13 protein-coding genes are annotated in these 13,084 nt (G+C 73.4%); 10 read left to right on the top strand and 3 right to left on the bottom strand.

The window, feature by feature from the left end; translation table 11 throughout:
* Positions 1 to 49 precede the first annotated feature (49 nt).
* The 3 genes from ACFWEE_RS04705 to ACFWEE_RS04695 all read left to right on the top strand — a co-directional run bounded on the left by ACFWEE_RS04705 (position 50) and on the right by ACFWEE_RS04695 (position 1,875).
* Entirely contained in the window at positions 50 to 247 is a 198-nt protein-coding gene (locus ACFWEE_RS04705) for a hypothetical protein (RefSeq protein WP_386886485.1), read from the top strand.
* Positions 248 to 314: 67 nt separating this feature from the next.
* Entirely contained in the window at positions 315 to 692 is a 378-nt protein-coding gene (locus ACFWEE_RS04700) for a DUF4190 domain-containing protein (RefSeq protein ID WP_386886331.1), read from the top strand.
* A 13-nt stretch (positions 693 to 705) separates the two neighbouring features.
* On the top strand, positions 706 to 1,875 hold the full coding sequence (locus tag ACFWEE_RS04695; protein WP_386886329.1) for a cysteine desulfurase family protein: 1,170 nt from the start codon (positions 706 to 708) through the stop codon (positions 1,873 to 1,875).
* 24 nt (positions 1,876 to 1,899) lie between these two features.
* On the opposite strand, the gene ACFWEE_RS04690 is transcribed toward ACFWEE_RS04695, so the two are convergent.
* A complete protein-coding gene (locus ACFWEE_RS04690; RefSeq protein WP_386886327.1) occupies positions 1,900 to 2,586 on the bottom strand; it encodes an N-acetylmuramoyl-L-alanine amidase in 687 nt (228 codons plus the stop codon).
* Between the two features lie 61 nt (positions 2,587 to 2,647).
* On the opposite strand from ACFWEE_RS04690, the gene mnmA reads away from it, so the two are divergent.
* Positions 2,648 to 3,790 carry a tRNA 2-thiouridine(34) synthase MnmA gene (gene mnmA / locus ACFWEE_RS04685; RefSeq protein ID WP_386886325.1) on the top strand — a complete coding sequence of 381 codons (1,143 nt, stop codon included), beginning with the start codon at positions 2,648 to 2,650 and terminating at the stop codon, positions 3,788 to 3,790.
* A 49-nt stretch (positions 3,791 to 3,839) separates the two neighbouring features.
* Here the strand turns inward: mnmA and ACFWEE_RS04680 are convergent, their stop codons facing one another.
* Positions 3,840 to 4,637 carry an alpha/beta fold hydrolase gene (locus tag ACFWEE_RS04680; RefSeq protein WP_386886324.1) on the bottom strand — a complete coding sequence of 266 codons (798 nt, stop codon included), beginning with the start codon at positions 4,635 to 4,637 and terminating at the stop codon, positions 3,840 to 3,842.
* Between the two features lie 107 nt (positions 4,638 to 4,744).
* On the bottom strand, positions 4,745 to 5,080 hold the full coding sequence (locus ACFWEE_RS04675) for a DUF427 domain-containing protein (RefSeq protein WP_386886322.1): 336 nt from the start codon (positions 5,078 to 5,080) through the stop codon (positions 4,745 to 4,747).
* 163 nt (positions 5,081 to 5,243) lie between these two features.
* On the opposite strand from ACFWEE_RS04675, the gene ACFWEE_RS04670 reads away from it, so the two are divergent.
* The 6 genes from ACFWEE_RS04670 to gatC all read left to right on the top strand — a co-directional run bounded on the left by ACFWEE_RS04670 (position 5,244) and on the right by gatC (position 13,081).
* The gene (locus ACFWEE_RS04670; protein WP_386886320.1) at positions 5,244 to 5,783 is read left to right on the top strand and encodes a TIGR00730 family Rossman fold protein; all 540 of its coding nucleotides are present in this window, start codon (positions 5,244 to 5,246) and stop codon (positions 5,781 to 5,783) included.
* A gap of 66 nt (positions 5,784 to 5,849) precedes the next feature.
* Positions 5,850 to 6,539 carry an SDR family oxidoreductase gene (locus ACFWEE_RS04665; protein ID WP_386886318.1) on the top strand — a complete coding sequence of 230 codons (690 nt, stop codon included), beginning with the start codon at positions 5,850 to 5,852 and terminating at the stop codon, positions 6,537 to 6,539.
* Positions 6,540 to 6,675: 136 nt separating this feature from the next.
* A complete protein-coding gene (locus tag ACFWEE_RS04660) occupies positions 6,676 to 7,701 on the top strand; it encodes a methionine synthase (RefSeq protein WP_386886316.1) in 1,026 nt (341 codons plus the stop codon).
* Positions 7,702 to 7,800: 99 nt separating this feature from the next.
* Positions 7,801 to 10,002: an NAD-dependent DNA ligase LigA gene (gene ligA, locus ACFWEE_RS04655; protein WP_386886315.1), complete on the top strand. Its 2,202-nt coding sequence runs from the start codon at positions 7,801 to 7,803 to the stop codon at positions 10,000 to 10,002.
* 415 nt (positions 10,003 to 10,417) lie between these two features.
* Positions 10,418 to 12,607: a putative bifunctional diguanylate cyclase/phosphodiesterase gene (locus ACFWEE_RS04650; RefSeq protein ID WP_386886313.1), complete on the top strand. Its 2,190-nt coding sequence runs from the start codon at positions 10,418 to 10,420 to the stop codon at positions 12,605 to 12,607.
* A 177-nt stretch (positions 12,608 to 12,784) separates the two neighbouring features.
* Positions 12,785 to 13,081 (top strand): Asp-tRNA(Asn)/Glu-tRNA(Gln) amidotransferase subunit GatC, encoded by a 297-nt coding sequence (gene gatC / locus ACFWEE_RS04645; RefSeq protein WP_266709411.1) that lies wholly within the window; start codon positions 12,785 to 12,787, stop codon positions 13,079 to 13,081.
* Positions 13,082 to 13,084 lie beyond the last annotated feature (3 nt).

Genomic DNA, 13,084 nt, shown 5'->3' with positions numbered 1-13,084 from the left:
ACTGTTCTCCGACGTGGGGAAACGGAAACGGGTTTAGACTAAGTGGTCAGTGAACAGTTGTACTCCCACTGCTCCGGCCGTCGTCCAGAAAGGCCGCCCCATGTTCGTCCTCGTCGCCGCTCTGCTTCTCTTCGGGCTCGTGCTCGGGACGGTCGCGCACCTCCCGCTCGCGCTGACCCTGGCGTCCGCCGCCGTGGTCGGCTGCTGGCTGATCGGCTTCGCGGTCCGCGAACGCCGCTCGCACTGACGCGCCCGACCGCCGGGCCCCCGACCGCCAGGCGCATGGCCCGCATCCGACCGAAGGAGCTCGCACCATGACCCTCTCCTCGCTCGTCACCCCCGTCCTGCACCCGGGGCGCCGGACCGACCCCGACGCCCGGTCCGCAAAGGCCGGCGCCGCCGACGCCCGGCCCGCGACCACCGGAAAGGAGGCCACCAGGAAGGCGTCCGCCGGGGAGCGGGTCCGGGACGCCGACAGTCTCGCCGTCGCCTCGTTCGTCCTCGGGCTGCTGGGCCTGCTGGTGTTCAACCTGCTGCTCGGCCCGGCCGCCGTCGTCATGGCGCTGATCGCCCTCGCCCGGTCCACCGAACGCCGCGCGAGGGCCTTCCTGGGGCTCGCCCTGGGCGTCGCCGACCTCGCCGTCCTCGCGGTGTTGGTCACCGCTCACGGGACGGTCGCCTGGGGCTCGTAGAATCGGACGCACCATGGCTTACCTCGACCACGCCGCGACCACGCCGATGCTTCCGGAGGCGATCGCGGCGATGACCGCGCAGCTCGCCGCGACCGGCAACGCGTCCTCCCTGCACGCAGCCGGGCGCCGGGCCCGCCGAACCGTCGAGGAGTCCCGGGAGACCCTCGCCGACGCCCTCGGCGCCCGCCCCAGCGAGGTGGTCTTCACCTCGGGCGGCACCGAGGCCGACAACCTCGCCGTCAAGGGCCTGTACTGGGCCCGCCGCGACGCCGACCCCCGGCGCACCCGGGTGCTGGCCGGCCCGGTCGAGCACCACGCCGTCCTGGACGCGGTCGACTGGCTCGCCGAGCACGAGGGCGCGACCGTCGAATACCTCCCCGTCGACCACTACGGCCGGGTGCACCCCGAGGCGTTGCGGGAGGCGATCCTCCGCGACCCCGACGACGTCGCGATGATCACTGTGATGTGGGCCAACAACGAGATCGGCACCATCATGCCGGTCCGGGAACTCGCCTCCGTGGCAGCCGAGTTCGGGATTCCGATGCACGCCGACGCGGTGCAGGCCTTCGGGCAGCTGGAGGTCGGCTTCGCCGATTCCGGGCTCGCCGCGATGACGGTCAGCGCGCACAAGATCGGCGGCCCGTTCGGCATCGGCGCCCTGCTGCTGGGCCGCGCCCACACCCCCGTACCCGTCCTGCACGGCGGGGGCCAGGAACGGCACGTGCGGTCCGGCACCCTCGACGTGCCCGCCGTCGCCGCCTTCGCCGTCGCCGGGGAGCACGCCGCCCGCCACCGCGAGGAGTTCGCCCGCCGCGTCGGAGGGCTCCGCGACGACTTGGTCGTGGCCGTGCTGGAGGCCGTACCGGACGCCGTACTCGGCGGCGACCCCGCCCCGGGCGGCCGGCTCCCGGCCAACGCCCACTTCAGCTTCCCCGGCTGCGAGGGCGACTCCCTCCTGCTGCTGCTGGACGCCCAGGGCATCGAGTGCTCCACCGGCTCCGCCTGCACCGCCGGGATCGCCCAGCCCAGCCACGTCCTGCTGGCCACCGGCACCGACCCCGACCTGGCGCGCGGCACCCTGCGCTTCTCGCTCGGCCACACCTCCACCGCCGAGGACGTCGCCGCCGTGGCCCGCGCGATCGGCCCCGCCGTCGAACGCGCCCGCACCGCCGGACTCAGCTGACCGGCCGGGGGAGCGGCGTCCCGCTCAGGCGGCGCGCCCCGAGGACGCCCGCCGGACCAGCTCCATGTAACGGTCCCAGTCCCAGTACGGACCCGGGTCGGTGTGGTCCGTCCCCGGCACCTCCACGTGCCCGACGACGTGCTCCCGGTCCACGGGGATGCCGTACCGCCCGCAGACCGACGCCGTCAGCCGCGCGGAGGCGGCGTACATCGCCGCGGTGAAGTCCTGCGGGCGGTCCACGAACCCCTCGTGCTCGATGCCCACGCTCCGCTCGTTGTACGCGCGGTTGCCCGCGTGGAACGCCACGTCCAGCTCCCGGATCATCTGAGTCACCGACCCGTCCTTGCCCACGACGTAGTGAGCGGCGGCCCGGTGCGCGGGGTCCTGGAAGACCCGCACCGCACTCGCCAGACTGCCCTGGGTGACGTGCACGACCACCCTGTCTATCCGGTAGTCGTCGGGGCGGTCCGCGCGGCGCCAGTTCGCCTCGGAGGCAGCCGTCCAGCGGGCCCCTGCGTAGTCCAGCTCACCGGGGGTGCGCGGCTTCTCCACGCCGGGCAGCCGCCACCACGCGTGCTTCAGCTCGTCCCGCGCCAGGGCCGCGGCCGTGACCGCCGCGGCCATGGCCGAACCGCCGATCAGCAGGGTGCGACGGCTCACACCGTCCGCCGCCCCGTCCCGGCCCGAGCCGCTGCCTCCCGTGGTTCCCATGACAGCTGCAACGCATATCCGCGGGCGATCGGTTCCAGGAGCCCCGTACTCTGGACGGGCTATGACTCAGACTTCCCAGCGCCCCCTCCGCGTGCTCGCCGCCATGTCCGGCGGAGTCGACTCCGCCGTCGCCGCCGCGCGCGCCGCCGAGGCGGGGCACGACGTGACCGGTGTGCACCTCGCCCTCTCCGCGAACCCGCAGTCGTTCCGTACCGGAGCGCGCGGCTGTTGCACCATCGAGGACTCCCGGGACGCCCGCCGGGCCGCGGACGTCATCGGCATCCCGTTCTACGTCTGGGACCTCGCGGAACGCTTCCGCGAGGACGTCGTGGAGGACTTCGTCGCGGAGTACGAGGCCGGGCGCACGCCCAACCCCTGCCTGCGCTGCAACGAGAAGATCAAGTTCGCCGCGCTGCTCGACAAGGCGCTCGCCCTCGGCTTCGACGCCGTGTGCACCGGCCACTACGCCACCGTCGTGCGACACGACGACGGCAGCCGCGAGCTGCACCGCGCCTCGGACATGGCCAAGGACCAGAGCTACGTCCTCGGGGTGCTGGACGAGAAGCAGCTCGCGCACGCGATGTTCCCGCTCGGCGACACCCTCACCACCAAGGAAGAGATCCGCGCCGAGGCCGAGGCGCGCGGACTGGCCGTCGCCAAGAAGCCCGACAGCCACGACATCTGCTTCATCGCCGACGGCGACACCCAGGGCTTCCTGGCGAGCCGGCTCGGCGGCAAGGCCGAGGGCGACATCGTGGACGAGTCGGGCGCGAAGCTCGGCACCCACGACGGGGCCTTCGGCTTCACCATCGGCCAGCGCAAGGGCCTGCGCATCGGCCACCCGGCCCCCGACGGGAAGCCGCGCTACGTCCTGGACATCTCCCCGGTGAACAACACCGTCACCGTCGGCCCGGTGGAGGCCCTCGACGTCACGGCCCTCACCGCCATCAAGCCGCGCTGGTGCGGCACCGCCCCGGCGGGTCCCGGCACCTACACCGCGCAGCTGCGCGCCCACGGCGGCGAGACCGAGGTCACCGCCGAGCTGGTCGACGGCACCCTGCACGTCTCCTTCACCGAGCCGGTGCGTGGGATCGCCCCGGGCCAGGCGATCGTGCTCTATGACGGCACCCGGGTCGTGGGCTCGGCCACCATCGCGACCACCGTCCGGCGCGAGACGGCCCCCACCGCCCCCACCGCTCCCTGAACCCGTGAGTCCCGTGGCCGGCGCGTCCGCCCGGCCACGGGAGCCCGTCTCACGCCTGGGGGACCAGGCGGGCGAAGAAGGCCGCCAGGACCGGGGCGAGCACCTGCGGGGCGAGCTCCCTGGTCTGGCCGCTCAGCGTCCGGTGCCGGGCGCCGGGGATCGCCTCGGCCAGTGCCAGCGCCGTCTCCCTCACCGGGTCCGCGCTGAACCCGCCACTGACGATCAGGGTGCGGGCGGTCACCGCCCCGAACCGCTCCAGCGGGGGAGCCCCGTCACCGAGCAGGGCGTCGTCGTACTCCAGCGTGTGGGCCAGGCCCTCCAGCCCGGACCACAGCGGTGCCCGCCGCATCCGCGCCACCGTCTCCGGTGCCACGCCCGTCCGTGCCAGGAACAGCTCCACCGCCCCGCCCCGGTCGCCGGACGCCAGCCGCTCCCGCAGCTCCGCCGTGCACCGCGCCTTGTAGCGCAGGCCCTCCTTGCCCGGGGTGTACGGCGGCTCGAAGACCGCCAGCACCTCCATCGGCACGCCCGCCGCTTGCGCCTCCAGCGCCAGCGCCCCGCCCGACGACATCCCGAACACCGCCACCGGCCCGTCCACGACCCCGACGACCGCCGCCAGATCCTCGATCTCGCGGGCCGCCGCGTACGGACCACCCGGGCCGGCCCCGCTGCCGCCGCGGCCCCGGCGGTCGTACGTCACGACGGTGAAGCGGGGCGCGAGCAGCTCGGCCAGCGGGCCCTCGGTCGCGGAAGTGCTCAGCGCGCCCCCGACCAGCACCACCGGCGCACCTTCGCCCTGCCTGCGGTAGGCGATCGGGGTGCCGTCCAGCGAGAGAATCCTGTCCATGGGAGGGCAGACCCCGGCTGCCCGGGGAACTCATCGCTGCCGCGCGCACTTTTTCCTCGCCGGTCGAGGGAGGCTCAAAAAAGCTGCTCGCGGGGGGGCGTTGGCGGTCAGTCGGCGACGGTTTCAGTCTCGTAGAAGCAGAAGTGGTCCTTGATCGACGCCACTTCGGGCTTCGGATCGAGGTAGGCCCAGACGAGGTCGGCCGCTCCCGGCACCGACCAGTAGGAGGCATCTCCCTTGAACGGACAGTGCGTCCGGGTCCCGGAGGCCGTCAGCAACTCGGTACGGACGTCCTCGGGCGGCAGGTAGTAGCGGACCGGGCAGCCGGTCTCGCGCAGCACGAGCGGCCGTCGGCTTTCGGCCAGCACCTGCCCCTCGCGGACGACGCGTACGTGATCGGTGCCGGGCTCGACGGTGATGCGGTGTCCCTTGGCGGAAGTCATGTCAGGTGCAGCGGACGGCACACCCGATTTCTTCCCGCGTCGCAGCGCGCCGTGCCGCACCGCACCGTGCCACGCCGCACGCCCCGCACAGCACCGCCCCCTCTTCCCGTCCGCCCTCCGGGGCGGGGACGGCGCGACCGGCGCACGGTCGTACGGTGTCCGTATGAACATCTGTGTCTTCCTCTCCGCCGCCGACCTCGACGACCGCTACACCCGCCCCGCCCGCGAATTCGCCGAACTGCTCGGGCGAGGCGGACACACCCTCGTCTGGGGTGGCTCGGAGAGCGGGCTGATGAAGGTCGTCGCCGACGGGGTGCAGGAGACCGGCGGCCGGCTGGTCGGCGTCTCCGTGGACTTCCTCGCGGACAAGGCCCGCCGGAACGCCGACGAGATGGTCATCGCCCGCGACCTCGCCGAGCGCAAGGCGTTGCTGCTGGAGAAGGCCGACGCCGTCGTGATCATGGTCGGCGGTACGGGCACGCTCGACGAGGCCACCGAGATCCTGGAGCTCAAGAAGCACGGCAAGCACACCAAGCCGGTGGTCCTGCTCAACGCCGACGGCTTCTACGACGGCCTGCGGCAGCAGTTCCTGCGCATGGAGGAAGAGGGCTTCCTGCCGATCCCCCTCACCGACCTCGTCTTCTTCGCCGAGGACGGTGTCGGAGCGCTGGCCTACCTGGAGGAGTCCGCAGGTCAGCTCTGATCCGGGCCGCCCGGTCCCGTGCGCCCGCCGGGCGGCCGTACGGGACCGGGTGGGATCATGGAGCCCATGCCTACCCACCTCATCACCGGCGCCGGTTCCGGCATCGGAGCAGCCGTCGCCCGCCGCCTGCGCGACCGCGGCGACGACCTCGTCCTGCTGGCCCGCGACGCGGGCCGCGCCAAGGAACTGGCCGCCCTTCACCCCGGGGCCCGCACGCTCGTCGGCGACCTCGGCAACCCCGACCGGCTCTCCTGGGCGTTCGGCCAGCAGCCGATGCCCGAGAGCCTCGACTCGCTGCTGCACATCGCCGGAGTGGTCGAGCTGGGGAGCATCGGCGACCTCACCCCGAAGGCCTGGCACTTCCAGCTCAACGCCAACCTCGTCGCCCCCGCCGAGCTGACCCGGCTGACGCTGCCGCAGCTGCGCGTCGCCAAGGGCCACGTCGTCTTCGTCAACTCCGGCGCCGGACTCTCCGCGTCCGCCCAGTGGGGCGCCTACGCCGCCAGCAAGCACGGCCTCAAGGCGCTCGCCGACTCGCTCCGCCACGAGGAGCACGGCAACGGCGTCCGCGTCACCTCCGTGTACCCCGGCCGCACCGCCAGCCCGATGCAGGCCAAGGTCCACCAGCAGGAGGGCAAGGAGTACGACGCCGGGCAGTGGATCGACCCCGAGTCGGTGGCCACCACGATCCTCATGGCGCTCGACCTCCCGCGCGACGCCGAGGTCAACGACCTGACGGTCCGCCCCGGCCGCTGACCCGGCCCCCGTGCCCCTCGGGACCCCGCGTGCCCCCGGAGCGGCGTGCCCCGGCCCCCGTACCGCGGGCTCCGCGCCCCGGGCCCGCCGCGCCCTCGGGGCCGGCCCCGCCGCCCGGGGACCGTACGCTTCCCGGGTGAGCGAGAAGAGCAGGTTCAGCGAGTGCGCGGCGACCGGGGTCGGGTCCATGCCCGGAGGCGACGCGCGGGAGACGGCGAAGACCGTCACCGGGTCCTTCGCGGACGGCCAGGGCATCCCCCACCTGGCGGAACTCCCCGGCCGGGGTCCCGGCGCGGACATGATCGGGCGGACCGTCGGACTCCTCGTGGAGATGTACGGGCACGTCGAGCCCAGCGGCTGGCGGATCAGCGACCGTCCCGGCCGCGACACCCGCCGCGCCCGCTCCTGGCTCGGCGAGGACCTCGACGCCCTGGAGGAGTTCACCCAGGGGTACGAAGGGGTGCTCAAGGTCCAGGCGGTGGGGCCGTGGACGCTCGCCGCGGCCCTGGAACGGCGCAACGGCGAGGCCGTCCTCGGCGACCCCGGCGCCTGTCGCGACCTCGCCGGATCGCTCGCCGAGGGCCTGAAGGCCCACCTCGCCGAGGTGCGCCGGAGGGTCCCCGGCGCCGACGTCGTGCTCCAGCTCGACGAACCCTCCCTCACCGCCGTGCTCGGCGGCCGGGTCAGGACCGCGAGCGGCTACCGAACCCACCGCGCCGTGGACCGCCAGATCGTCGAGAGCGCCCTGCGCGACCTGCTCGCCGTCGCCGGTGACGGCGCCGGCCTCGTGCACTCCTGCGCCCCCGAGGTCCCCTTCGCCCTGCTGCGGCGGGCCGGGGCCGCCGCGGTCTCCTTCGACTTCTCGCTGCTCACCGAGGGTGAGGAAGAGGCGATCGGCGAGGCGGTCGAGGGCGGCACCCAGCTCCTCCTCGGCATCGTGCCGGGCACCGACGCCGCCTCGGCCGGATTGTCGGACCCTGGCGGTAGCGTCATGGGGGTCAGGAAGCTGTGGAGCAGGCTGGGGCTGAATCCGGGGACTCTCGCCGAGTCCGTCGTGCTCACCCCGGCGTGCGGCCTCGCGGGCGCCTCGCCCGCGTACGCCCGCGCCGCGCTCGCCCACTGCGCCCGGGCGGCACGCTCCCTCGCGGACAACCCCGAGTGACGGGACGCGCGGCACGGACCCCTGACCCGGGGCACCGCGCCGCGCCCCCGCACCAGGCGAGAGACCACGCGAGAGACAACCCCAACGGAGGACGGGACGATGGCCGGCACCGGCGACGAGCGGATCGAGCAGGACACCGAGGTGCCCACCGAGGCACGGGAGCGGCACGCCCTGGTCGCCGAGCAGATCGAGGACCACCGCTTCCGGTACTACGTGCGGGACCAGCCGGTCGTCAGCGACGCCGAGTTCGACCTGCTGATGCGCGAACTGGAGGCGCTGGAGGAGGCCCACCCCTCGCTGCGCACCCCGGACTCGCCGACGCAGAAGGTCGCGGGCCCGTACATCACCGAGTTCATCTCGGTCGAGCACCGCGAGCGGATGCTCTCCCTGGACAACGCCTTCGACGACCTGGAGCTGGCCGCCTGGTTCGAACGCGTCGCCAAGGACGTCGGCTCCACCGGCCACTCCTTCCTCTGCGAGCTGAAGGTGGACGGCCTCGCCGTCAACCTCACGTACGAACACGGCAGGCTGACCCGCGCCGCGACCCGGGGCGACGGCGTCACCGGCGAGGACGTCACCCCCAACGTCCGCACCATCGCCGAGATCCCGCACCGGCTGAAGGGCGACCGCGTCCCCGCGCTGGTCGAGATCCGCGGCGAGGTCTTCTTCCCCATGGAGGACTTCGAGGAGCTCAACGCCCGCTTGGTCGCGGCCGAGGACAAGCCCTTCGCCAACCCGCGCAACGCGGCGGCCGGTTCGCTCCGTCAGAAGGACCCCAAGGTCACCGCCGGCCGCCCGCTGCACATGGTGGTCCACGGCATCGGCGCCCGCGAGGGCTTCGACATCGACCGCCTCTCCCACGCCTACGAACTGCTCCGCGAGTGGGGCCTGCCCACCGCCCGGCACAACAAGGTCGTGGACACCCTCGACGGCGTGACCGAATTCATCCGGTACTTCGGCGAGAACCGGCACTCCGTGGAGCACGAGATCGACGGGGTCGTCGTCAAGCTCGACGAGATCCCGCTCCAGGGCCGGCTCGGCTCCACCGCCCGCGCCCCCCGCTGGGCCATCGCCTGGAAGTACGCCCCCGAGGAGGTCAACACCAAGCTCGTCAACATCCGCGTCGGCGTCGGCCGCACCGGCCGCGTCACCCCGTACGCCCAGGTGGAGCCCGTGAAGGTGGCCGGCTCCGAGGTGGAGTTCGCCACCCTGCACAACCAGGACGTCGTCAAGGCCAAGGGCGTCCTGATCGGCGACACCGTCGTCCTGCGCAAGGCCGGTGACGTCATCCCGGAGATCCTCGGCCCCGTCGTGGACCTGCGCGACGGCACCGAGCGGGAGTTCGTCATGCCCGCCGAGTGCCCCGAGTGCGGCAGCCCGCTGAAGCCCGCCAAGGAGGGCGACATCGACCTCCGCTGCCCCAACGCCCGCTCCTGCCCCGCCCAGTTGCGTGAGCGCGTCTCCTACCTCGCCGGGCGCAAATGCCTCGACATCGACCACTTCGGTTATGTCGCCGCAGCCGCCCTGACCCAGCCGCTGGAGCCCGCCGAGCCGCCGCTGCTCGACGAGGGCGACCTCTTCGGGCTGACCATCGAGCGGCTGCTGCCGATCCGCGCCTACGTCCTCGACCAGGACAGCGGACTGCCCAAGCGCGACCCGAAGACCGGCGAGGAGAAGATCGCCACCGTCTTCGCCAACCAGAAGGGCGAGCCGAAGAAGAACGCGCTCGCCATGCTGGAGGGCATCGAAGCCGCCAAGCAGGCCCCGCTGGCCCGGGTGCTCACCGGACTCTCCATCCGGCACGTCGGCCCGGTCGCCGCGCAGGAGCTGGCCCGCCAGTTCCGCTCCGTCGACGCCATCGACGCCGCGACCGAGAAGGAACTCGCCGACGCCGACGGCGTCGGCGACATCATCGCCGCCTCCGTCAAGCAGTGGTTCGCCGTCGACTGGCACCGCGAGATCCTGCGCAAGTGGCGGGAGGCCGGAGTCCGCATGGAGGACGAGGGCGCCGGCGAGGACGAGGGGCCCCGCCCGCTGGAAGGGCTCACCGTCGTCGTCACCGGCACCCTCGCCGGCCACACCCGGGACGGCGCCAAGGACGCGCTCCAGAGCAGGGGCGCCAAGGTCACCGGCTCCGTGTCGAAGAAGACCTCCTTCGTGGTCGTCGGCGACAACCCCGGCTCCAAGTACGACAAGGCGATGCAGCTCAAGGTGGCCGTGCTCGACGAGTCCGGTTTCGCGGTCCTGCTCGACGAGGGCCCCGAGGCGGCGCGCGCGGCGGCACTGCCCACCGAGGAGTAGCCGCGGCGGCGGGCGCGCGGTGGACCGGGCACCGAGACGTTTTCGCAACACGCCGAAGACGCCGCCGGGGAGTGGCCCGGTCCCGGAGCGGGGATGAACCCTCCCCGGCGGATCGGCGTGCGGCGTCGGACGCGCGCCTCGCGCGGCGGAGGACGTACCCGTACGGCACGACGGGATGTACGGGACGTACCGGTACGTCCCCACGGCGCGAGGAGGCGCAGCGACCGTCACCGCGCGTCCGCCGGGAAGCACGGGACCACCCAAGAGGTGCGGAGCGCTGACCCGGAAGCACTCCGCGTCCTACTGTTGGCTCCTGCGCCCTCCGTGCACGGCTGCGTGGTGGGGGCGGGCCATGGTGGCATGGGAGTGGGGGCCACCGTGTGACATCGCCACCGCAGGCTGTGAGAGGGACGGAATGAAGCCGACCGAGAGCGCCGCACCGGTGCCGCGGATGCAGGGTTTCGCGGGCCTCACGCCCAAAGTGGGCGCCCTCCTCGTGGCGCTCGCGGGCCTCCAGCTCGTCACGGGCCTCGCCCGGAGCCTGCACGACGGCGACGCCCTGTTCCCGGACGGCACCCCCGGCTGGTCCCTCGCCGTCCTGACCGGCGTCATCGTCGGCCACCTGGTCGCCCTCGGCCGGGACCGCTGGTGGGGCGGCACCGGCTCCGGCGCCGCGCTGACCCTCTCCGTCCTGCTGCTCTACGGCTGGGTGCCCGCCGGACTCGTCAGCGTCATCGTCGTCGTCCTCGTCGGCGTCGCCCGCAGACACCGCTGGTCGCAGGGGCTCCTGCACGGAGCCGTCGACATACTCGGCATCGGCGCCGCCGCCCTCGTGCTCGCCGCCTTCGGCATCGGACCCAGCGTCGAAACCCCCTGGCGGCCACTCGACTGGGGCATCGACACCCTGCCGGCCGTGGTCCTCGCCGCCGCCACCCACCTCCTCGTCACCCGGGCCCTCCTCTGGTACGCCCGCGCGCCCCAGGGCGGCGGACTGCCGACCATCGCCCGCACCACACTGCTGCGCCAGGGGCTCGTCGCCGTCGCCCTGCTCGGCATCGCCCCGCTGATCTGCGTCGTCGCGACGACCATGCCCGTCCTGCTGCCGCTCTTCGCCGTGCCGCTCGTCGCCCTGGACTCCACGCTCTGGATCGCCCGCGCCCGCGCCGAGGAACAGCTCCGCGACCCGCTGACCGGACTGCCCAACCGGCAGTGGCTCCTCCAGCGGACCTGGTCCGCGCTGGAGGAGGCCGAACCCCTCGGCAACCGCTCCGCCCTGGTCCTCATCGACCTGGACCGCTTCCGCGCCGTCAACGACACCCTCGGCCACCTGGCCGGCGACCGGCTGCTGCTCCAGATCGCCGACCGGCTCCGGCTCGCCCTGCCGCGCGGCGCCGAGGCGGCCCGGCTCGGCGGGGACGAGTTCGCCGTGCTGCTCCCGTACACCGAGTCCACCACCAGCGCCCAGCGGGTCGCCCGGCACCTGGTCGCCGAACTCTCCTCGCCGCTCGACCTCGACGGCCTCACCCTGGTGCTGGAGGCCAGTGCCGGGGTTGCCGTCCACCCCGAACACGCGCAGGACGCCGAGGGACTGCTGCGCCGCGCCGACGTCGCCATGTACCAGGCGAAGCGCGACCGTACGGGCGTGGAGGTGTACGAGTCGAAGCGCGACAGCAACACCCCGGACCGTCTCGGCCTCCTCGGCGACCTCCGCAGGGCCCTGGACGCGGGGGACGTCGAACTGCACTACCAGCCCAAGGTCCGCTTCGACGGCCAGGTGGCCGGGTTGGAAGCCCTGGTGCGGTGGGTGCACCCCGAGCGCGGCCGGGTCCCCCCGGACGAGTTCATCGCCATCGCCGAGTCGTCCGGGCTGATGCCCCATCTCACCGAGTACGTCCTGGAGACGGCACTGGCCCAGGTCGCGCGCTGGCGGGCCGAGGGCCTGTTCGTGCCCGTCGCGGTCAACGTCTCGCCCCGGGACGTGCACACCCCCGGGTTCGCCGGCGGCGTGGCCGCCCGGCTGGCCCGCCACGGGGTCCCCGCCGGCTCCCTCCAGCTGGAGATAACGGAACACGTGCTGCTGGAGGACCCGCAGCGCGCCGCCGACACCCTCGCCGGGCTCACCGGGCACGGCGTGAAGATGTCGCTCGACGACTTCGGCACCGGATACTCCTCCCTCGTCCACCTGCGCCGGCTGCCGGTGAGCGAACTCAAGATCGACCGGTCGTTCGTGGCCCGGCTCGCCGTCGACCAGGAGGACGCGGAGATCGTCCGCTGCACCATCGACCTCGCCCACTCGCTCGGACTGCTGGTCGTCGCGGAGGGCGTGGAGGACGACGAGACCTGGGAGCGGCTGCGGGACCTGCGCTGCGACGCCGTACAGGGCTGGCTGGTGGCGGCGGCGATGCCGCCGGACGAGGCGACGGCCTGGCTGCGGGCGCGCGGCGAACACGGCTGGCGGCGCCCCGCCGAACTGAAGGCCGAGGCCGCTGCCGCGGCGGTGACAGCGGCGAAAGCGACGGCGGCACCCACGAAGGTGACGGCGGCACCCGAACCGGGGCAGCTCCCCTCGGGCCGCGCCGTGAACTCCGGCCCGGCCCCGGCCTGAGGCGGCGTACGGCGGGGTACGGGCGAGGGCCGCACCCCGCCGGCCCCAGGGCCCCGGCACCCGGTGGCGGAGGCGTGTGCGGGCGACCCCATAAGATTGGGCCAAACCGACTTGGCCAATCCTGTTGGCCGATGCGACACACCGTAGCCACACACCCCAACCCCTGAGGATCGCTGCATGCCTGGCATCACGCGCGAGGAGGTCGCCCACCTCGCCCGGCTGGCGCGTCTGGAGCTGAAGGGCGAAGAGCTCGATCACTTCGCCGGTCAGCTCGACGACATCATCGGCGCGGTCGCCCGCGTCTCCGAGGTCGCCGACCAAGACGTACCGCCGACCTCCCACCCGCTGCCGCTGACCAACGTCATGCGGGCCGACGTGGTCCGCCCGTCGCTCACCGCCGAGCAGGCGCTCTCCGGCGCTCCCGCCCAGGAGCAGCAGCGTTTCAAGGTGCCGCAGATCCTGGGGGAGGACTAACAG

The sequence above is a fragment of the Streptomyces sp. NPDC060184 genome (assembly GCF_042728795.1).
Lineage (GTDB): Bacteria > Actinomycetota > Actinomycetes > Streptomycetales > Streptomycetaceae > Streptomyces.
This window is presented reverse-complemented; position numbering and strand designations above follow the sequence as displayed.

What these genes read in the sequence shown, in the direction of transcription:
- ACFWEE_RS04700 (WP_386886331.1), top strand. Translation starts at nt 315, where the DNA reads ATGACCCTCTCCTCGCTCGTCACCCCCGTCCTGCACCCGGGGCGCCGG.
- ACFWEE_RS04695 (WP_386886329.1), top strand. Translation starts at nt 706, where the DNA reads ATGGCTTACCTCGACCACGCCGCGACCACGCCGATGCTTCCGGAGGCG.
- ACFWEE_RS04690 (WP_386886327.1), bottom strand. Translation starts at nt 2,586, where the DNA reads ATGGGAACCACGGGAGGCAGCGGCTCGGGCCGGGACGGGGCGGCGGAC.
- mnmA (WP_386886325.1), top strand. Translation starts at nt 2,648, where the DNA reads ATGACTCAGACTTCCCAGCGCCCCCTCCGCGTGCTCGCCGCCATGTCC.
- ACFWEE_RS04680 (WP_386886324.1), bottom strand. Translation starts at nt 4,637, where the DNA reads ATGGACAGGATTCTCTCGCTGGACGGCACCCCGATCGCCTACCGCAGG.
- ACFWEE_RS04675 (WP_386886322.1), bottom strand. Translation starts at nt 5,080, where the DNA reads ATGACTTCCGCCAAGGGACACCGCATCACCGTCGAGCCCGGCACCGAT.
- ACFWEE_RS04670 (WP_386886320.1), top strand. Translation starts at nt 5,244, where the DNA reads ATGAACATCTGTGTCTTCCTCTCCGCCGCCGACCTCGACGACCGCTAC.
- ACFWEE_RS04665 (WP_386886318.1), top strand. Translation starts at nt 5,850, where the DNA reads ATGCCTACCCACCTCATCACCGGCGCCGGTTCCGGCATCGGAGCAGCC.
- ligA (WP_386886315.1), top strand. Translation starts at nt 7,801, where the DNA reads ATGGCCGGCACCGGCGACGAGCGGATCGAGCAGGACACCGAGGTGCCC.
- ACFWEE_RS04650 (WP_386886313.1), top strand. Translation starts at nt 10,418, where the DNA reads ATGAAGCCGACCGAGAGCGCCGCACCGGTGCCGCGGATGCAGGGTTTC.
- gatC (WP_266709411.1), top strand. Translation starts at nt 12,785, where the DNA reads ATGCCTGGCATCACGCGCGAGGAGGTCGCCCACCTCGCCCGGCTGGCG.